The 19953-nt window shown below is 67.7% G+C and carries 18 protein-coding genes, 1 tRNA gene and 1 riboswitch; of the genes, 4 read left to right on the top strand and 15 right to left on the bottom strand.

The annotated features are described in order from the left end of the window. Positions 1-86: 86 nt before the first annotated feature. Positions 87-161, bottom strand: a tRNA-Gln gene (locus ASG37_RS00470). A gap of 126 nt (positions 162-287) precedes the next feature. On the opposite strand from ASG37_RS00470, the gene ASG37_RS00465 reads away from it, so the two are divergent. Further along, positions 288-767 carry a pyridoxamine 5'-phosphate oxidase family protein gene (locus tag ASG37_RS00465; protein WP_055755324.1) on the top strand — a complete coding sequence of 160 codons (480 nt, stop codon included), beginning with the start codon at positions 288-290 and terminating at the stop codon, positions 765-767. Between the two features lie 53 nt (positions 768-820). On the opposite strand, the gene ASG37_RS00460 is transcribed toward ASG37_RS00465, so the two are convergent. Beyond that, positions 821-2053, bottom strand: coding sequence for a polyhydroxyalkanoate depolymerase (locus tag ASG37_RS00460; RefSeq protein ID WP_055755323.1), 1233 nt, complete (start codon positions 2051-2053; stop codon positions 821-823). A gap of 172 nt (positions 2054-2225) precedes the next feature. On the opposite strand from ASG37_RS00460, the gene ASG37_RS00455 reads away from it, so the two are divergent. Beyond that, the gene (locus ASG37_RS00455) at positions 2226-4004 is read left to right on the top strand and encodes an ABC transporter transmembrane domain-containing protein (RefSeq protein ID WP_055755322.1); all 1779 of its coding nucleotides are present in this window, start codon (positions 2226-2228) and stop codon (positions 4002-4004) included. Positions 4005-4195: 191 nt separating this feature from the next. Here ASG37_RS00455 and ASG37_RS00450 read toward each other — a convergent pair whose 3' ends face one another. Beyond that, entirely contained in the window at positions 4196-5653 is a 1458-nt protein-coding gene (locus ASG37_RS00450; protein WP_055755321.1) for a DUF389 domain-containing protein, read from the bottom strand. After that, complete coding sequence (locus ASG37_RS00445) at positions 5653-7902, bottom strand: ribonuclease R family protein (protein WP_055757137.1); 2250 nt, start codon at positions 7900-7902, stop codon at positions 5653-5655. Before ASG37_RS00445 ends, ASG37_RS00450 begins: the two co-directional genes overlap by 1 nt. A 105-nt stretch (positions 7903-8007) precedes the next feature. On the opposite strand from ASG37_RS00445, the gene ASG37_RS00440 reads away from it, so the two are divergent. Next, positions 8008-8460: a DUF3597 domain-containing protein gene (locus tag ASG37_RS00440; RefSeq protein ID WP_055755320.1), complete on the top strand. Its 453-nt coding sequence runs from the start codon at positions 8008-8010 to the stop codon at positions 8458-8460. A gap of 136 nt (positions 8461-8596) precedes the next feature. On the opposite strand, the gene ASG37_RS00435 is transcribed toward ASG37_RS00440, so the two are convergent. From ASG37_RS00435 to ASG37_RS00420, 4 genes are all read right to left on the bottom strand, one after another. Continuing rightward, positions 8597-10129, bottom strand: coding sequence for an aminoacyl--tRNA ligase-related protein (locus ASG37_RS00435; protein WP_055755319.1), 1533 nt, complete (start codon positions 10127-10129; stop codon positions 8597-8599). A gap of 111 nt (positions 10130-10240) precedes the next feature. Beyond that, positions 10241-10444, bottom strand: coding sequence for a hypothetical protein (locus tag ASG37_RS00430; protein WP_055755534.1), 204 nt, complete (start codon positions 10442-10444; stop codon positions 10241-10243). Between the two features lie 246 nt (positions 10445-10690). Next, entirely contained in the window at positions 10691-11089 is a 399-nt protein-coding gene (locus ASG37_RS00425; RefSeq protein ID WP_055755317.1) for a DUF4279 domain-containing protein, read from the bottom strand. A gap of 291 nt (positions 11090-11380) precedes the next feature. After that, entirely contained in the window at positions 11381-11590 is a 210-nt protein-coding gene (locus ASG37_RS00420) for a hypothetical protein (RefSeq protein WP_055755316.1), read from the bottom strand. A gap of 149 nt (positions 11591-11739) precedes the next feature. Between ASG37_RS00420 and ASG37_RS00415 the strand changes: the two genes are divergently transcribed. Beyond that, positions 11740-12639, top strand: coding sequence for a DMT family transporter (locus tag ASG37_RS00415; protein WP_055757135.1), 900 nt, complete (start codon positions 11740-11742; stop codon positions 12637-12639). Between the two features lie 56 nt (positions 12640-12695). Here ASG37_RS00415 and ASG37_RS00410 read toward each other — a convergent pair whose 3' ends face one another. The 7 genes from ASG37_RS00410 to ASG37_RS00380 all read right to left on the bottom strand — a co-directional run bounded on the left by ASG37_RS00410 (position 12696) and on the right by ASG37_RS00380 (position 19908). Then, positions 12696-13562, bottom strand: a complete 867-nt coding sequence (locus ASG37_RS00410) for a formate/nitrite transporter family protein (RefSeq protein WP_055755315.1) — start codon at positions 13560-13562, stop codon at positions 12696-12698. A gap of 36 nt (positions 13563-13598) precedes the next feature. Beyond that, entirely contained in the window at positions 13599-14114 is a 516-nt protein-coding gene (locus tag ASG37_RS00405; protein WP_055755314.1) for a CcdC protein domain-containing protein, read from the bottom strand. A 50-nt stretch (positions 14115-14164) separates the two neighbouring features. Beyond that, a complete protein-coding gene (gene gcvPB / locus ASG37_RS00400) occupies positions 14165-15736 on the bottom strand; it encodes an aminomethyl-transferring glycine dehydrogenase subunit GcvPB (RefSeq protein ID WP_055755313.1) in 1572 nt (523 codons plus the stop codon). Beyond that, entirely contained in the window at positions 15733-17091 is a 1359-nt protein-coding gene (gcvPA, locus tag ASG37_RS00395) for an aminomethyl-transferring glycine dehydrogenase subunit GcvPA (protein WP_055755312.1), read from the bottom strand. Before gcvPA ends, gcvPB begins: the two co-directional genes overlap by 4 nt. A 147-nt stretch (positions 17092-17238) precedes the next feature. Then, entirely contained in the window at positions 17239-17610 is a 372-nt protein-coding gene (gene gcvH, locus ASG37_RS00390; RefSeq protein ID WP_055755311.1) for a glycine cleavage system protein GcvH, read from the bottom strand. 11 nt (positions 17611-17621) lie between these two features. Continuing rightward, a complete protein-coding gene (gene gcvT / locus ASG37_RS00385) occupies positions 17622-18806 on the bottom strand; it encodes a glycine cleavage system aminomethyltransferase GcvT (RefSeq protein ID WP_082447897.1) in 1185 nt (394 codons plus the stop codon). A 178-nt stretch (positions 18807-18984) separates the two neighbouring features. Then, positions 18985-19073, bottom strand: a riboswitch (glycine riboswitch). Positions 19074-19257: 184 nt separating this feature from the next. Beyond that, entirely contained in the window at positions 19258-19908 is a 651-nt protein-coding gene (locus tag ASG37_RS00380) for a hypothetical protein (RefSeq protein ID WP_200909679.1), read from the bottom strand. Between the last annotated feature and the right edge of the window lie 45 nt (positions 19909-19953).

Below are 19953 nucleotides of genomic sequence, written 5' to 3'. Positions count from 1 at the left end.
GTCTCCGTGCGGATGCGGCGCGGCACGCGATTATCGCGGCGGGATCGGAGGAGTGGCCGGCCGGATCGTTTCGGCCAAGCCGAAACTGGCTGGGGCGGCAGGATTCGAACCTGCGGTACGCGGCATCAAAAGCCGCTGCCTTACCACTTGGCTACGCCCCAGCGACCGCGAAAGGTTCGCGGCAGGCGCGCGTCCTACGAAGATCGGCGGCGCTGCGCAATGGCAAAGCATACGGAAACCTCGCGGGGTTCGGCCGTTCTGCTGCCACCACAGCCAAGGAACGCACCATGTCCGACAAGAGCCCGACCGAAATCCGCGAAGCGATGTGGAAGGCGATGGCCGCCAGCCCCTATGTCATGCTCGGCCTTACCGGCAAGCACACCCATAGCGAACCGATGTACGCCGTGCTCGACGAGGATGCCGACAGCGAATTCTGGTTCTATACCAAGCGCGACAATCGCGCGGCCGAAGGCGGCGCAGCGATGGTGCAGTTCATCGCCAAGGGGCATGACCTGTTCGCCTGCATCGCCGGCACGCTGACCGAGGAAACCGACCCGGCGATCATCGACAAATACTGGTCGACCCATGTCGAGGCATGGTACGAGCAGGGACGGCAGGATCCCTCGCTGCTGATGCTGCGCTTCGACCTCGACAGCGCCGAAATCTGGGAAACCGACCAGTCGCTGCTCGGCAAGCTCAAGATGTTCACTGGCCAGACGATCCGTGGCCGCGACGAAGCCGGCAGCCACGCCAAGGTCGCCGTCTGACCCGAATACGGGCGGGGGAAACGCTCCCCCGCCCGTTTCCGAACGAATCTTTGTTACCCGCCGTGCCGGGTCATCCATTCCTCCAGCACCGGCGCGATCAGCGTCCGCCACTTCGATCCGTTGAAGATGCCGTAATGACCCACGCCCGGCGCCATATGATATTGCTTCATCGCATCGGGCAGCGCGGTCGCCAGCGTCAGCGCGGCGCGGGTCTGCCCCAGTCCCGAAATATCGTCGCGCTCGCCCTCGATCGCGAGGACCGCGGTGTCGGTGATCGCGGCCGGCTCGACCGGGCGGCCGCGATGCTTCATCGTGCCGTTGGGCAGCGCGTGCGTCTGGAACACCAGGTCGATCGTCTGGAGATAGAATTCGGCGGTCATGTCGCACACCGCGCGATATTCCTCGTAGAAACGCTGCGTCGTCCCTGCGCCCTCGCCGTCACCCTGCACCAGATGCTTGAACATCTCGTAGTGCGAGATCATGTGACTGCCCAGATTCATGCTCATGAACCCGGCGAGTTGCAGGAAGCCCGGATAGACCCGACGGCCCGCGCCCGGATAGGTCACCGGCACCGTCGCGATCACATTCTGCTCGAACCACGCATGCGGACGCTGCGTCGCCAGCGTATTGACCGCCGTCGGCGCCTCGCGCGTGTCGATCGGCCCGCCCATCATCGTCAGCGTGTGCGGCCGGTTGGGGTGCTTGTCGGCACCCATCAGCGCGGTGGCGGCATAGACCGGGACCGAAGGCTGGCACACCGCCAGCACATGTGCTCGGCGGTCGCCCTCGGCACCGATCTGTTCGAGGAAGGCGACGACGTAATCGATATAATCGTCGAGGTCGAAGCGCCCCCCCGAGATCGGCACCAGCTTCGCGTCGCGCCAGTCGGTGATATACACCTCGGCGAACGGCAGCATCCGCTCGACGGTGCCGCGCAGCAGCGTGGCATAATGCCCGCTCATCGGCGCCACGATCAGCAGCTTGGGGCTGCCCTCCACCCCTTCGCGGACGAAACGCTTCAACTGCCCGAACGGACGGCGCAGCACGATTTCCTCGCGCACCGACACCTGCTTGCCGTCGATCTCGGTATGGTCGAACCCGAACGCCGGCTTGCCGCGCGGGGCAGAGGCATGGGCGAACACCGCCAGCGCCGATCCCAGCACCGGCCCGCCACCGAAATAGGCGAACGGATTGCTCGGATTCTGGAGCAGGCCGGCACCGAAATTGGCCATGGCGCTCGCCCCCGCCAGCATCGACCGCTGCCATTCATACGCATTGTAGAGCATCGACTTCCCCGGATGAAGGCCACGGGAAATACCCGTTCCTCGTAAAATTAGGATAATTCACGCTATCGGGCAACGATCCGAAGGTAGCGCGGCATTGATGAACATTCGTTGTACCCAAGCAACGAACCGGCGGGTGGTTCCCCTTCCCCCGCAATCACGCTAGGCACCGCGCATGGCAGACCCGGCCCCCGCCCCCGATCGCTCGAAGATGCTGCCCGCGCTGGGCCTCGTGTGGCGCTTCACCATTGCGTACAAGCTGCAACTGGTCGGCGCGCTGGTGTCGCTGGTGACGGCGGCGGTCGCGACCTTGTGGATTCCGCGCACCTTCAAGCAGGTGGTCGACAACGGTTTTTCGGGCGGCGCGCAGGCCGATGCGATCGCGCCCTATTTCGAGGGGCTGCTCGGCGTCGTCGTCATCCTTGCCTTCGCCACCGCCGGGCGGTTCTATTTCGTGTCGTGGCTGGGCGAGCGCACCGTCGCCGACCTGCGCATCGCGGTCCACCGCAATCTGCTCACCCTGTCGCCGGGCTGGTTCGAGGAGAATCGCCCGTCCGAAATCGCCTCGCGCCTCACCGCCGATACCGCGATCGTCGAGGGGATCGTCAGCACCACCGTCTCGGTCGCGCTGCGCAACCTGCTGGTCGGGGTCGGCGGGGTGATCTACCTCTTCGCGCTCGCGCCCAAGCTCGCCGCCTATCTGATCGTCGGCATCCCGCTGATCGTGCTGCCGATCATGTGGCTCGGCGGTCGCGTGCGCAAATTGTCGCGCTCCAGTCAGGACCGGATCGCCGACATCGGCTCGATCGCGTCGGAAACGCTGGGCGCGATGAAGATCGTCCAGGCGTTCGGGCAGGAACCGCGTGAGGGCGACCGGTTCGAAGGCGCGGTCGAACGCGGGTTCCAGACCGCGAAACTGCGCTTCGCCACCCGCGCGGTGATGACCGCCTTCGTCATCGGCATGTTGTTCGCCGCGATCACCCTCATCATGTGGGACGCGGTCAGCGACGTGGCGTCGGGCCGCACCACCGGCGGGTCGATCACCGCCTTCGTCATCACCGCCGGGCTGGTGACGGGATCGTTCGGCGCGCTGACCGAAGTCTACGGCGACCTGCTGCGCGCCTCGGGCGCGGCGGCGCGGCTGGCCGACCTGCTGGCCGAACGCCCGGTCATCGCCGCGCCGGCCCATCCCGTGGCCCTGCCCGAACCGGCGCGCGGGGCGCTGGGCTTCGATCATGTCACCTTCCGCTACCCGACCCGCACCGATGTCGCCGCCCTCGCCGACTTCACCCTGCACGTCGAACCGGGGGAGACGGTCGCGGTCGTCGGCCCGTCGGGGGCCGGCAAATCGACATTGTTCCAGCTTATCCAGCGCTTCTACGATCCCGAAGCCGGCCGCATCCTGATCGAAGGGGTCGACGTGCGCGATGCCGATCCGGCGGCGGTGCGCGGTCGCATCGCCATGGTGCCGCAGGAAACGGTGATCTTCGCCGCCTCGGCCCGCGACAATCTGCGCTATGGCCGCTGGGATGCGTCGGACGACGCGCTGTGGGCGGCGGCCGAAGCGGCCAACGCCGCCAGCTTCCTGCGCGATCTGCCGCAGGGGCTCGACACCTATCTCGGCGAAAGCGGCGCGCGCCTGTCGGGCGGCCAGCGCCAGCGGGTCGCGATCGCCCGCGCATTGCTGCGCGACGCGCCCATCCTGCTGCTCGACGAAGCGACCTCGGCACTCGATGCCGAAAGCGAACGGCTGGTACAGGACGCACTCGACCGGCTGATGGCGAAGCGGACCACGCTGGTCATCGCCCACCGGCTGGCGACGGTCCGCGCCGCCTCGCGGATCATCGTGATGGAGCAGGGCCGCATCGTCGAAACCGGCCGCCACGCCGATCTGATAGCGCAGGGCGGGCTGTACGCCCGGCTGGCGAACCTGCAATTCCACGAACCGGCCTGACGCTTCCCCGGAGCCGGGGTTGGGTAGGCTGCGGCAGCACCGAACGGTCGCGTTGGGAACCTCGTCCCGGTCGTCGTCACGAACGTCGCCCCAGCGAAGGCTGGGGCCTCAAGCGGCTCCTGTCTCGCCCAAGCCGCCAGAGATCCCAGCCTTCGCTGGGATGACGTCTGCCTGTTCTGTGGAAGCAGGCATCACTCCACCCACCCCAACCGCAACGCCCCTGCCGCATCGCCGACCCGCGCCTGCCCGCCGCGTGCGACGATCGCCCCGGCCAGCGCCTCGCGCTGTGCCGCGACTCCGCCCAGCACGTCGAGCACCCGCCCCTGCCGCGCCGACAGCCACGCCGCATCGTCGATCGCGCGCACGTCCGCGATTCCGGCGGTAAAGCCGATCACCGGCGGCGCCACGTCCGATGGCGGCGGCACGACCTCGACCTGCCATCCCGGGGCCGCCGCCCGCGCCCGCGCCTCGACCGCGCGATACCCCGCCGGCGGCAATCCGGGCAGTTCGGCGGCGGTCGCGCGCACGATCCGCGCATCGTCGTCGACCGCGATGGTTTCGGGCGTCGCCCCCGTCACCAGCGCCACTTGCCCCACGATCCGGTCGCGCGCCGGGGCAATTCCCGACGACGCCTTGGCGATCTGCGCCGCCTCGGTCGCCTGCGGGTCGAGCGAGCTGCGGATCTGGTCGACATGCAGGTCGACCCGCCGGTCGAGCCGCGCCGCCAGTTCGCCGTTCAGCGCCCGGTCCGCGCCGCTGTCGAACCGCGGCGTCAGCACCACCGCGCGCACCCGCACCCCCGACGACCGGTAATCGATCTCCAACTGGCTGATGCGCGCATCGTCGGGAAAGCGCGACAGGATGGCGCTCCTCACCTGCCGCTGCGCCACCGCCTCGAACGCGATCTGGCGCAGCGCCGCGACCAGCGGCACCGACAGCGCCAGCATGGCCCCGGCGAACAGCACGATCTGAAACGTGGTGTTACGCGGCGTCAGATGCCGCCCGAATCCATAGAGCCGCGCCATGAACGCGGCGGTCAGCGCGATGGTGACAAGGTTGGTGAGGAACAGCAGCAACGCGCCGCCGGCGACCGTGGCATTGGCGGTCGCGATGCCGAAGCCGACGACGCACAGCGGCGGCATCAGCGCGATGGCGATCGCCACGCCGACCACCGTGTTGCCGCGCCCGCGGATCAGCGCATAGGCCCCCGCCAGCGCCGAAAAAAACGCGACCAGCAGGTCGAACAGCGTCGGCCGCGTCCGTCCCGCGATCTCCGACGTGATCGTCTGAATGGGCGACAGCGCGACCAGCAGTGCCGACAGCCCCACCGCCAGCCCCGCCCCGATCGCCAGCGCGAACAGCGACTTGCGAATATCGGGCACGTCGAGCACCGCGATGCCGAAACCCAGGCCGATGATCGGCATCATCAACGGCGACACCAGCATTGCCCCGATCAGCACCGCGACCGACGGCATCAACAGCCCCAGCAACGACAGCGCCATCGACACGACGATCATGAAGCCATAGCGCCACGACCAGCCGGCCTCCTCCGCCACCTGGCGCAGCACCGCGTCGTGATCGACGCTGCCGATCACCCGTAGCCGCCACCACCGCCCGAACCTGCCCCGCCGTGCCAGCACGGCCGGCATCAACGCTTGCGCCCCTGATGCCGGATGTTGGCGGGCCGTCCCCGGCGTTTCAGCGTGCGCGGCGCGCCCTTGTGGCGGATCGTCCGCGTGTCGCCGCTCCCCGCCGATCCCTTGCCGTCGGGCAGTTCGAAGCGCAGCGCGCCCGACACCGGATTGGCTTCGGCCAGCCGCAACTGCAACCGCATGCCCGACGCGAACGTCTCGCCGCTATGGTCGCCGATCAGCGACTGCGTGGCCTCATCGAAGCGGAAATATTCCTGGCCCAGATCGCGCGCGGGAACCAGGCCATCGCCGCCCACCCCCTCGACCGTCGCAAAGAAACCGAACGACGCGACGCCGGTGATCCGCGCCTCCATCACCTGCCCGACATGTTCGGCGAGGTATGCGGCGACGTAACGATCCACGGTTTCGCGCTCGGCCTCCATCGCCCGGCGTTCGAGGCCGCTGATCGCTTCGCCCACCCGCTCCATGTTCGCGGCATCGGCATCGGCCAGCGCCCCTTCACCCAGACCATAGGCACCGACCAGCGAGCGATGCACGATCAGATCGGCATAGCGCCGGATCGGCGAAGTGAAATGGGCGTAGCTGCCAAGGCTCAACCCGAAATGCCCGTGGTTCTGCGGGCCGTAGAACGCCTGCGTCTGCGTGCGCAGCACCTGTTCCATCACCTGCGGCTTGAAATCGGCCTCGCCGATCCGCGCCAGCACATGGTTGAACGTCGCCGGGCGGATCACCTGCCCCAGCGCGAACGGCACGTCGAAACTGTCGAGATAATCCTTCAGCGCCACCAGCTTCTCGCGCGTCGGCGGTTCGTGGACGCGGTACATCACCGGCGCCTTCTTGGCCTCCAGCGCCTTGGCGGCGGCAACGTTGGCGGCGATCATGTAATCCTCGATCAGCCGCATCGAATCGAGCCGTTCGCGCGGCGCGACCGACAGGATGCGCCCCTTCTCGTCCAGCACGATCCGCCGCTCGGGCAGGTCGAGGTCGAGCGGCTCGCGCTCCGCCCGCGCCTTCGCCAGCGCCGTCCAGCACGACCAGAGCGGTTTCAGCGCGCCTGTGACCAGTTCGGCCGGCACCGGGGTATCGGCCACCCCGTCGATCGCTCCTTGCGCATGCTCATAGGCGATGTTCGCCGCCACCCGGATCACCGCGCGGGTGAACCGCCAGTCCTTGAGCTTCCCGTCCTTCGCGATGGTCAGGTGACATACCAGCGCCGCCCGGTCCTGCCCGGCTTTGAGCGAACACACGTCGGCCGACAGGATTTCGGGCAGCATCGGCACCACCCGGTCGGGGAAATACACGCTGTTGCCGCGCGACCGCGCCGACTTGTCGAGTTCGGACCCCGGTCGGACATAGAAGGATACATCGGCGATCGCGACGATCGCCTGCCATCCGCCCGCGTTGCCGGGGTCCTCGTCGGGCGCGGCCCATACCGCATCGTCATGGTCGCGCGCATCGATCGGATCGATCGCGACGATCGGCAGGTGGCGCAAATCCTCGCGACCCTCGCCCAGCGGCGTGGCCGCCATGGCGCGCGCCTCGGCCAGCACTTCTTCGGCGAATATATCGGGGATGCCATGCTTGTGGATCGCGATCAGCGAGAAGCTGCGCGCGGCGAACGGATCGCCCAGCCGCTCCACCACCCTGGCAGTGATGCGCGGCGGCCTGCCCGCCATCTGCGCCAGCACCAGATCGCCCGGTGCCGCACCGCCCGCGTCGGATACCGGCAACTCGCGCCGCTCCTTCTTGTCGACGCCCTGCAACCACAACCGGTCGCCGTCCTGCCGCAGCACGCCCAGCACCGCCTCGCTCGCCCGGTCGAGCTTCTTCATCGGATAGGCGGCCCAGCCGGCGCCTGCCTCCTCGGTCCGCGCGAGGATGCGGTCGCCGATCCCCAGCGCACTGCGCCGCCCGCGCTCGCGCACCCGCACCTTGGGCGGCGGCGTGTCGGCCTCCCAGCGTTCGGGCACCGCCCACACATTGCCGCCGTCATCGACATCGGCGACGCGCAGCACCGTCACCTTGGGCAGCCCGCCCATCTTGTGAAACGCGCGCCCGCCCGCGCCGTCGATCAGCCCTTCGTCGGCCATGTCCTTCAACATCGCCTTGAGCGAAATCTTCTGCTGCGCCGACAGGCCGAACGCGCGGGCGATCTCGCGCTTGCCGGCGGGCGTGTCCGACGACTGGATGAAATCGAGCACCTGCTCGCGCGTGGGCAGCCCTTGCGGCGTTTTGGAAAATACCATCGGCCACGACATAGGGCGACTTGGCCGCAAACCCAAGCAACAGGGAGCCGATCGCCCGCCCGTCCGTTACGTGGCCCGAGCGACAACCATCCAGAAAGGCCAGTCATGGGCATCTTTGAGCGCATCAAGACGCAGATCTTCGGCAAGGACGGCGGCCCGTTCGGCGACAATTATTTCGGCCAGAAGAAGGACGCGCCCAAGCCGGCCCCAGCGCCGACCCCGGCCCCCGCCCCGGTCCAGCAGCACGCGCCTGCGGCACCCGCCGCGCCCGCCACGCCACCGACCGCCCCCGCCCAGCCGGTCGACGCCCGCACCGCCATCGCCCGCATCGCCGAGCAGAAGGGCAACCCGGCGCTCAACTGGCAGACCTCGATCGTCGACCTGATGAAGCTGCTCGACCTCGACTCCAGCCTCGACAACCGCAAGGAACTGGCGACCGAGCTGGGCTATACCGGCGCCAAGGACGGCAGCGCCGAAATGAACATCTGGCTCCACGCCGCAGTGATGCGCGAACTCGGCAAGGCCGGCGGCCACGTCCCCGAAAAACTGAAGGACTGACCCACCTGCCCTCTCCCCTTCAGGGGAGAGGGCTACCGAAGCTTGCCAGCTTGCTGGCTAGCGAAGGTCGGGAGAGGGGAAGGCGAGCCAAAGGCTCGCGCGCTTGCCCTGCAAGCGCCCCCTTCCCCCTCAACGATCAATACGCCCGCCCGATCAGCACCCGCTCGACCGCCGCCTCACCGGTAAACACGCACGGCCCCTCGTCGCACCCGGTCTGCCCCAGCGGCGCGTTACGGATCGTGAGTTTCAGCGCCTTCAACCGCTGCACCACCGCGTCGAGCGCCGCACCGGTCGGCTTCGACCAGCGAACATCGACCCAGCCGGGGTTCTTCACACCCGAAGCGAAATACGCCTCGACTCCGGCCCAGTCGTCGACCGGCACGATGCGCTCACGCAACCGCTCGGTCGACTGCGCCAGCAGCGCGGCCTGAATCTTCGCCAGCGTCGCGCCGACACCGGCCACGAAATCGTCCTTCGCCAGAATCGCCGAATCCAGCTTGCCACCGTCCTTGTACAGCCGGTCGCGCCGCACGACCGACACGTTGCCGCCGGCCATGTCGCGCCCGCCGACCTCGACGATCAGCGGCGCGCCCTTCTTCACCCAGCCCCAGCGCTTGGTCGCCGCCTTGGCGGGCTTCAGATCGAGCAGCGCCCGCACCGGCTCGCCCAGCGCCGACTGCTTGGCGAGCGAAGACTGCAATTCGCGGCAATAGGCGATCAGCGGTTCGTCCTCCGGCGCATCGCGCAGCATCGGCACGATCACCACCTGCCACGGCGCGATCGCGGGCGGCACGCGCAGCCCGTCGTCGTCGCCATGCACCATGATGACCCCGCCGATCATCCGCGTCGACACGCCCCACGACGTGGTGTTCGCCAGCTCGAACTGCCCCTCGCTGTTCTGGAAGCGGATGTTCTGCGCGCTGGCGAAATTGGTGCCGAGGAAGTGCGACGTGCCCGCTTGGAGCGCCTTGCCGTCCTGCATCATCGCCTCGATCGAATAGGTCGCGACCGCACCCGGAAACCGCTCGTTCTCGGGCTTCTCGCCGGCGATGACGTGCAGGCCGAGGCAGGTTTCGGCGAACTCGCGGTACACCTCCAGCATTTTCAGCGTTTCCTCGCGCGCCTCCTGCGCGGTGGCGTGCGCGGTATGCCCCTCCTGCCACAGGAACTCGGCGGTGCGCAGGAACATGCGCGTCCGCATCTCCCACCGCACTACGTTCGCCCACTGGTTGATGAGCACCGGCAGGTCGCGCCACGACTGGACCCAGCGCGAAAAGGCGGTGCCGATCACCGTCTCGCTCGTCGGCCGCACGACCAGCGGCTCCTCCAGCTTCGCTTCGGGGTCGGGGATCAGCCCGCCCTTGCCGTCGCCGACCAGCCGGTGGTGCGTGACGACCGCCATCTCCTTGGCGAAGCCGTCGACATGCTCGGCCTCCTTCTCGAAATAGCTCAAGGGGATGAACAGCGGGAAATAGCAGTTCTCATGCCCCGTCGCCTTGATCCGGTCGTCGAGCAGCCGCTGGATACGCTCCCAGATGCCATAGCCCCATGGCCGGATGACCATGCACCCGCGCACCCCGGACTCCTCGGCCAGATCGGCCTCGGCGATGACGGCTTGATACCAGGCGGCGAAATCCTGTTCGCGCGTGACGTTGAGAGCATGCTTCATGGGAATGCGCGATAGCCGCAAAGCGGCGGGTGCCGCAACCGGAGGCGGCGGATCGCGCTCGCCCGCCGCAACCGTCCCCGATCGCGCGGTCGATTCCGCCACGCCGCCGCCTTACCGGTCCTGCCGCCCCCACAGGGCCGGTCCGAACAGCCGGCCAGCGACATAGCCGTAAGAGGCGAAGGCAGCGACGATGGTCGGCAGTGCCGCAATCCGGGTCGCCACCGGCCCCAATCCGAGCGCTGGCAGCATCATGATCGCCGTGAAGGTAAAGACCATCCACGGCAAAGCGAGGACGGACAGACCGAACAGTAACATGAGAAGCCGGGTCGGTCGGGGCGCATCCATCGGGATGGAATACGCCGGCCAGTGCTATCGCTCAACGGGGCGTGCGTTTCGATGCCGGCCGAGACAGAGGGGAGGATTTTCTCAACGCTACGACGCATCGCCACGGACGCGCGAACCAATCATACGCCGACCTGCGCGGCGAATACCCATCGTCCGCGAACGCCTAATTATGTAAACTCTTACCCGGCATGCCACCTCCTGATTGTGAACGGTCATTCAACAAACCGGCACTATTCCGAGATCGATCCCCAGCCGGGCCATGTCCGCGAGGAGATCAACATCGAAAGTCTCTCCAGTGTCGCCGGGGAACCAAGACACATAGTAGCTGACCTCACCGCCGGTACGTCGCAGGTCCCTTATGAAGTCGGCGGCATGTTCAAGCTCGACAAGTGTTTGACGAAGGAAATCGGCAAGCTGACCGTCTTCGCTCTCGCCGAGGTCGAATGCGCAATAACTCTCGCGATAGATGCCGGGTAGCGGTGTGCCTTTGGGCGTCTTCCGTTCTTCGCCCACTGTCCAGTATCGACGGGCCGTACGGCCTATCCCGACAATCATCTTCTCTGGATCGACGTCGGGATGTCTGACTCGGAGGGAGACGCTGTACTTGAATGCCATAAGCTCTGATAGCAGGTCCGGTGGTAGACCGCGAACGTCTGGCAACTTGCCCGCACGCCTAAAACATGCAGTCCGCTTTCCAGATGACCGCGCTGCCCGCAACCCAAGGTCGACCAACCCGGCAGGCGCGCCACGCGAAAAAAAGCGCTCCGCGCTGGAATTTGGTCCTTGCCGCTCGAGTCAGGCGTCATCCCAGCGAAGGCTGGGATCTCCCGGTGGTAGCGCACCGCAGGAACTGCTCGAGGCCCCAGCCTTCGCTGGGGTGACGTTTCTGGTTCGATGGGTCAAACGCTACTGCATCGTCGTCCCCACGATAGCGACTTCGGCCATGCGCCCGCGACGGCGTTCGATCACCTGCCGCTCGGACAGCGATTTGCCGATCGCGACCCGCGCCGGCGATCTGGCGTCGACTTGGCGCTGGACATAGCCGGCACCTACCGCACCGGTGAGGAACAGGGCACCGAATGCTCCGGCGACGACATACCCGGTACGCTTGTTCATGGTCCATGCCTCCTCGATCGACGGGTTCGCGGGCCATCGCCCGCCTGCACGACGAACCACGATCCTCGCAAAAGGCTCCGTCGCCCCGCCCGACACCGATGCCCGCACCGGCGGTTGTGCGCCGCACCATCACCGCCTACACGCTCCTCATGCCCGGCGACCGTGTTCTCAAGGGGTTGGCGCTTCGCCTGCTCGCCATCTTCTTTCTCTCGACCATGTCGGCGCTGGTGAAGCTGGCCGAGACGCGCGGCGCGTCGCTGCCCGAAACCATGTTCTGGCGGCAATTCTGCGCGTTGCCGGTGGTGCTGGCCTTCGTCGCCGCCGGACCCGGCCTCGCCTCGCTCAAAACCACGCGGTTCAAGGGGCATCTCGCCCGCTCGATGGTCGGCCTCGTCGGCATGGTGTTCACCTTCGGCGCGGTGCTGCTGCTGCCGCTGGCGGAGGCGACGACGTTCCAGTTCACCGTGCCGATCTTTGCGACGTTGCTCGGCGCGCTGGTGCTGCGCGAGGCGACGGGGTGGCAGCGGTGGAGCGCGGTGCTGGTCGGGTTCATCGGCGTGCTGATCGTCGTGCAGCCGGGAAGCAGCCATGTGCCGCTGTTCGGCGCGATCGTCGGGCTGCTCGCCGCGCTGTTCGTCGCGATCGTCGCCATCCTGTTGCGCCAGCTTCGCGACGAGCCGGCGGGCACCACCGTCTTCTGGTTCTCCACGCTGACGCTGCCGTTCATCGCGATCGGCTATGCGTTCGAACTGCGCGGCCACGACTGGCTGACGTGGGTCAATCTGGTCGCGATCGGGCTGGTCGGCGGCATGGGGCAGATCGCGCTCACCGCCGCGTCGCGCGCAGCACCGGTCGCGGCGGTGGTGCCGATGGACTATTCGGGGCTGGTCTGGGCGACGCTCTACGGCTTCGTACTGTTCGGCGTGCTGCCGACGCCGATGACATGGGTCGGCGCGCCGGTCATCATCCTAAGCGGGCTGTTCATCGTCTGGCGCGAACACCGTCTCGGCCGGCAAAAGGTGCGCAGCGCGGTGGCCGAGGACGATTGATCCGCCGCAATGGTGCAGACAGTGCCGAAACACTCCTGCCAATTGCGCCGAAAGTGCTACCCTCGCACCGGATCGCTCTCGATCTCGCCACGCACCTGCGCATGCGCCAGCAGCGCGAACAACACGCTGCCGCCGACGATATTGCCGCCCAGCACCGGCAGGAAGAACGCCAGCCCCTGTCCCGCTGACAGGTCGCCGTGCAGCATCAGCACCCACATCTCGGCCGATCCGGCGACGATATGCGCAAAGCCGCCAAGGTCGATCAGCCCGGTCAGCAAGATGATGAGCGTCACCTTCTGCCCCTCGGCGCTCGGCAGCGTCCACACCACGCTCGCCAGCAGGATGCCCGCCGGAATGCCGGCAAGGAACCCGGCCATGCCCATATGCTCGAAGATCACCCCGCTCGCTTCGACCAGCTCGCGCGACTGCTCGACACCCAGCCCGCCGAGCATCGCGAACCCGGCAAAGGCGAAGGTGCCGACCAGATTGGCGAGCAGCACGAGCCCCCACAGCCGCAACGTGCGTACCATGTTGCGCGCCGACGGATCGGTCGCCAGCGGCAAGACCGCCGACAAGGTGCTCTCGGTAAACAACTGCATCCGGCCCAGCACCACCACGACGAAGCCGAGCGCATAGCCCAGCGCCTGCAGCAGCGGCGTCCACGGCCCGGCCGGCACCGCGGTTTCCATCACCGCCTTGCCCAGCAGCGACAGGCCGATGACGATCCCGGCAGTCAGTCCCGACCACCACAACGACGCGGCGGGCCGTTCGAGCTCCTCGATCCCCTGCCGCCGGACGATCTCATGGACAATCAGCGCGGAGGCGGCGCGCCGGTCGTCGACGACATCCTCCTGCTCGGGGTCGAGCGCGACCTTGCGCTCCTCATCGTCGATGGCGGCTTCCTGCCGGTCGGGTTCGTTCATCACCTGCTCGAACCGATCGCGCGCGGCGGTGTTCCGTCATGCCTTGATCCGCGCCGCCGCCAGCAACGCCCGCGCACGCAGGAACATCTCGATCCGTTGCGCGACGATTAGCCCCCACCCCATCGCCATCAGCGCGTCGGTGAGCGTCGCGGCGTTCAGGTGGAGCATCGTCGCCCCGCCATGCGCCATCGCCTGACGGATGCCCGTCCGCACGAGCAGCAGCGCGACGATGAACAGCAGCGCGGCGGGCGACGGGCGGTGGTTGATCCGGTGCGTCGCCGGATCGATCTCGATCCGCATCAACCGCCCGCGCTGCCACCCCAGCGCCAAACCGAGTCCGAGGGTGACGACACACAGCGCCCAGCCCCAACCGGTCGGCGGCATCGCCGAAAACAACATGGCGGCGATCACCGTGAACAATGCGGGCAACACCCACATCGTCTCCAGCCGCAACCGCCGCATCTTCTGCCCGCGCCACCAGCGCAGGGCGACGACCAGCGCGACGATGCCGATCGGCATCAGCGTCGGCAACCAGCCCGTCTGTCCGTTCATAGGTAGCTCCCCCCTGCCCCGGCGGTCGATCCGCCGGGGCAGGGTCCAGCTTATTCGGCGGCCTCGGCGGTCGGCAAGGCGTCTTTCCACGCCAGCACCGGCTTGCGCGCGGCCAGCGTCTCGTCCAGCCGGCGGCGCGGCGCGAAATGCGGCGCGGACTTGAGGTCCTGATCGCCCGCCTTCGCCCGCTCCGCGACCGATCGCAGCGCACCGATGAACTGGTCGAGCGCCGCCTTCGATTCGGTTTCGGTCGGCTCGACCAGCATCGCTCCATGGACGACCAGCGGGAAATACACCGTCATCGGGTGATAGCCCTCGTCGATCAGCCCCTTGGCGACGTCCAGCGTCGAGAAGCCGTCGGCCAGATTGGCATCGCTGAACAGCGCCTCGTGCATGCACGGCCCGCTTTGCCCGAACGGCGCGTCGAGCGTGTCGTCGAGGCTGCGCAGCACGTAATTGGCGTTCAGCACCGCATCCTCGGACACCTGCTTCAACCCGTCCGCCCCGTGGCTGAGGATGTAGCTCAGCGCCCGGGTGAACATGCCCATCTGTCCATGGAAGGCGACCATGCGGCCGAAGCTGTCGGCATGATGCTCGCCCGCCGTCTCTTCCTCGACCAGCACGAACTTCCCGTCCTGCTGCTCGACGAAGGGGAGCGGCGCGAACGGGGTCAGCGCCTTGGAGAACACCACCGGCCCCGACCCCGGCCCGCCGCCACCGTGCGGCGTCGAGAAGGTCTTGTGCAGGTTGATGTGCATCGCATCGACGCCGAGGTCGCCCGGCCGCACCCGGCCGACGATGGCGTTGAAGTTCGCCCCGTCGCAATAGACATAGCCGCCCGCCGCATGGACCGCGTCGGAAATGTCCTTCAGGTCGCGCTCGAACAGCCCGCAGGTGTTGGGGTTGGTAATCATCACCCCGGCGACGTCGGGACCCAGCCGGTCCTTCAGCGCCTGCGTATCGACCCGGCCGTCGGGGGTCGCGGGAATATCCTCGACCTTGAACCCGGCGAAGGCGGCGGTGGCGGGGTTGGTACCGTGCGCGCTCTCGGGCACCAGGATGATCTTGCGATGCCCCTCGCCGCGCTTCTCCAGCGCTGCCTTGATCGCGAGGATGCCGCACAGCTCGCCATGCGCGCCGGCCTTCGGGCTCATCGCGACCGAATCCATGTTGGTCAGCGTGACCAGCCAGTGCGCGAGCTGATGGATCACCTCCAGCGCACCCTGCACCGTGTCGATCGGCCCCAGCGGGTGGAGATCGGCGAACCCCGGCAGCCGCGCCATCCGTTCGTTGAGACGCGGGTTGTGCTTCATCGTGCAGCTTCCCAGCGGAAACAGCCCGAGGTCGATCGCGTAATTCTGCCGGCTGAGGCGGGTATAGTGGCGCACCGCCTCGGGCTCCGACAGGCCGGGCAGGCCGATCGGCGAGGTGCGGGCATGATTGCCAAGCCGCGAGGCCACGGTAGGAACCTCGTCGATGTCGACGCCGGTCGTCTCGGTCGACCCGATCTCGAAGATCAGCGCCTCTTCGAGCATCAGCGCGCGGTTGCCGGTGAAGGTCGTCCGCGCGTTCGTGGTCGCGTCGCCCATCTCGGGGCGCCAGCCGCTCTGGTTCACGCTCATGCCAGTACCTCCTCAAGCGCGGTCGCCAGCGCCTCAATATCCTCGTCGGTCACGGTTTCGGTGACGGCGACGACCAGCCCGTTCGCAAGGGCGTCTTCGTTCGGGTAGAGCCGGCCGAGCGACACGCCCGCGAGCACGCCGCGATCCGCCAGCTCGCGCACCACCGGCCGCGCTTCCTGCGACAGCTTCACGGTGAATTCGTTGAAGAAGCTGGTGTTCACCAGCTCGACGCCCGGCACCCGTGCCAGCCGGTCGGCCGCCGCGCAGGCTCGGGCGTGGTTGACGTCCGCCAGTTGCCGCAGCCCCTTCTCGCCCAGCAGCGTCAGGTGGATCGAGAAGGCGAGCGCGCACAGCCCCGAATTGGTGCAGATGTTCGACGTCGCCTTTTCGCGACGGATATGCTGCTCGCGGGTCGACAGCGTCAGCACGAAGCCGCGTTTCCCTTCCGCATCCACCGTCTCGCCGCACAGCCGGCCCGGCATCTGCCGCACCAGCTTGTCCGAACAGGCGAACAGGCCGACATAGGGGCCACCGAACTGGAGGCCGACGCCAAGGCTCTGGCCCTCGCCGACGACGATGTCGGCGCCCAGATTGCCCGGTGCCTCGATCGCGCCCAGCGCGACGGGCTCGGTGACGACCGCGATCAGCAGCGCCTTCACCGCATGCGCCGCATCGGCGATGCGCTTGAGGTCGGGAATACGGCCGAGGATGTCGGGATACTGGACGACGACACACGAGGTATCGGCGTCGATCTTGGCGATCACCCGGTCGTCGTCGGTTTCGGCGACCAGCTCGGGCTGCGTCACGTCGAGCACGTCGCCGGTGAACTTCGCCATCGTCGTCGCGACCGAGACGTAATGCGGATGCACCCCGGCGGAGAACACCGCCTTCGCCTTGCGCGTGACCCGCCTGGCCATCGTCACCGCTTCCCAGCAAGCGGTCGACCCGTCGTACATCGACGCATTGGCGACGTCGCAGCCGAGCAGGCGGGCGACCTGGCTCTGGAACTCGAAGAGCATCTGGAGCGTGCCCTGCGCGATTTCCGGCTGGTACGGCGTATAGGCGGTCAGATACTCGCCGCGCTGGATCAAATGATCGACGCTGGCGGGGACATGATGGCGATACGCGCCGCAGCCGAGGAAGAACGGCACCGATCCCGCCGCCACGTTCTTCGCCGCCAGCTTCGAGAGATGGCGTTCGACCGCAAGCTCGCTGGCGTGATTGGGCAGGCCGGGGACCGGACCGTCGAGGCGGGCGGATTCGGGCACGTCGACGAACAGGTCGTCGATGCTGTCGGCACCGATGACGCGCAGCATGTCGGCACGATCGGTCGGGGTCAGGGGCAGGTAGCGCATGATGGTCCTACTAAGCGCCGAACCAGCGGGTCCGTCCTTCCGGCGAAGGCCGGAATCCATGGACACGGGCGGCATCGACAGAGCCGGAGCGGCCCGTATCCATGGGTCCCGGCCTTCGCCGGGACGACGGTGGTTCGGCGGTGGTCGTTACAGCCGGGCGATGTAGTCGGCGTATTTCGCCTCATCCATCAGCTCGCCAAGCTCGCTATCGTCGCGCAGCGTCAGCTTGAAGAACCAGCCTTCGCCTTCGGGGTCCTCGTTCACCAGCGCCGGATTGTCGACCAGTTGCGGATTGCCCTCCAGCACGGTGCCCGACGCCGGGGTATAGACGTCGGAGGCGGCCTTGACCGATTCGACCACGGCGGCTTCGTCGCCCTTGGTCAACTGGCGGCCTTCGGCGGGCACGTCGACGAACACGATGTCGCCAAGCTGCCCGGCGGCGTATTCGGTGATGCCGACCGTCGCGACTTCACCGTCGACTTCGATCCATTCATGTTCCTGGGTGAAAAAACGGCTCATGGGGTTTCCCTTCAGCGGACGTAACGATGGGGGACGAACGGCATCGGCACGACGCGCGCCTGATGCAGCTTGCCACGCTGGCGCAGGGTGACGACCCCGCTTTCCGCCAGCGCGGGCGGACAATAGGCCATGGCGATCGGCGCCTGGACGCTGGGCGCGAACCCGCCCGAGGTCACGCGGCCGACGACGGTGCCTTGCGGGTCGATCACCTCGGCACCCTCACGCACCGGCTGCCGCCCCTCGACGATCAGGCCGATGCGCTTCGTGGCCGGCCCCTCGGCGCGCTCGGCGAGGATGCGCCCAGCACCGGGGAAGCCGCCTTCCTCGCGGCGGCGCTTCGACAGCGCGAAGCCCAGATCGGCGGCGACCGGCGTAGTCTCGGGGTCGAGGTCGTGGCCGTACAGCGGCAACCCGGCTTCGAGGCGCAGCGAGTCGCGCGCGCCAAGCCCGATCGGCTTCACTTCCGGCTCGGCGGTGATCGCATCGGCAAAGGCTTCCGCCGCGTCGGCCGGCAGCGAGATTTCATAGCCGTCCTCGCCGGTATAGCCCGAGCGGCTGATCCACAGTGCATGCCCCTGCCAGTCGAACGCGCCGGCGGTCATGAACGTCAGCGCGGCGACGCCGGGCACGATCCGGTCGAGCGCGTCGACCGCCTGCGGCCCCTGCACCGCCAGCAAGGCCCGCTCGTCGAGGTGGTTGAGCGTGATGTCGTCGGACAGGTGTTCGCGCAGATGCGCAATATCGTCATACTTGGTCGCGCCGTTGACGACCATGTAGAACGCCTCGCCCTCCGCCTCGCCGAACGGCTGCGCTTCGCCCAGCCGCGTGACCATCAGATCGTCGAGGATGCCGCCATTGTCGGCGAGCAGCAGCGAATAGCGCATCTTCGCGGGCTTCAGGATCGCCAGATCGCCGGGCAGCAGCACCTCCAGCGCGGCGGTCGCGCCCTGCCCGTGGATCAGCAACTGACCCATGTGGCTAACGTCGAACAGGCCGGCGGAACTGCGGGTCCACAGATGTTCGGCCATGATGCCATCATACTGGACCGGCATGACATAGCCCGCGAACGGGACCATCCGTCCGCCCTTCGCACGGTGCCATGCGTCGAGCGGCAGCGTCTGCGGCGGCAGATCCTCGACCGGATCGGTGCCATCGGCGCGCAGTTCATGGGCGGGTTCGACGATCAGTTCACTCATGGCCACGTCCTTCGTGATGGGTCCAACGATGCCCGACAAGGCACGGCCGGCCCTGTCCAACATCGCCCCCTCTGTCACGGAACCTGAGAGCTTTCGCATGGGGGCCGGATGCCGACCCTGCACGCTTACCCCTTCGGTGGTCCGACCCTTTGGGTCGTGACGCTTTCCAGAGTATCCTGTACCCCGCGCGGTCCCTGTTGCCTGAGAGATTCCGGGGCGGTTGCTCCTTCGGCGGCGGACACGTCCGCACTCTCCCGCGCGTGGCAGCGGCTGTAAGCCTTGGATGCGGCAAGCTCTGGCTTGGCACCCCGAATTAGTCAATCGGGAAAGCGGTCCTTATCCTCCGTCATTCCGGCGAAAGCCGGATCCACGGACACGGGCCGTATCGATCGAAGCGCGACGTCACCTGTCCATGGACCCCCGCCTGCGCCGGGGTGACGGGAGATGAAATTTAGCGCGTGACGTTGTAGCGCAACTGATCGTCGGTGAGCTGGAAGCCGACCATCGCCTCGAACGTAGCGGCGAGCACCGCCTGACGGACCGCCGGATCAGACAGCGGATCGACCGCCGCGTCCTGATCCCCCGGACGGCGGCGGCGGTTGATCTGGTCGCGGGTCGCCTGCGGCAAGGTCGCGGCGGCGCGGTCGACGATCGCGCTGCCCTGTCCCTGCGCCTGCGCGCGGGCCGCGCCGGCGGCGAAGGCCAGCGTCACCTGGCCCAGGCGCTTCGACACCACCTGATTGCCGCCGCGCAGCACGGTGACGAAATACGGCAGCGTCACCGTGCGCGCAGCGTCGGTGCGGGTGCGGCGCGCCTGCACGTCGAAACTCAGCGTGCTGGTGATGGTGTCGGCCCCCTCGACGCAGTTGGCGCGCACGTTGGTGAGCGTGGCCACCACGTCGATCGCGCTGGCGTCGCGGCTGGTCGCCGGATCGAACAGGGTGATGTCGCCGGTCCCCGCCGGCACGCCCGCCACGGGGCAAGCCGAACGGACCGCCGAGACGCCGACGCCCTGCGACGTATCGAGCTCGCCCGAACGCTTGCAGCCGGCAAGGGCAAGAGTGGCGAAAAGGGCGATGGCGACGGGATGGCGGAGGGTCACGGGAACGGGCTACCTTATGCACGGGTGCGGCGGTGCCGCGCCTCC

The sequence above is a fragment of the Sphingomonas sp. Leaf407 genome, from assembly GCF_001425385.1.
GTDB lineage: Bacteria > Pseudomonadota > Alphaproteobacteria > Sphingomonadales > Sphingomonadaceae > Sphingomonas.
The sequence above is the reverse complement of the archived record's forward strand: the minus strand, read 5'-3'. Positions and strand labels throughout refer to the sequence as shown.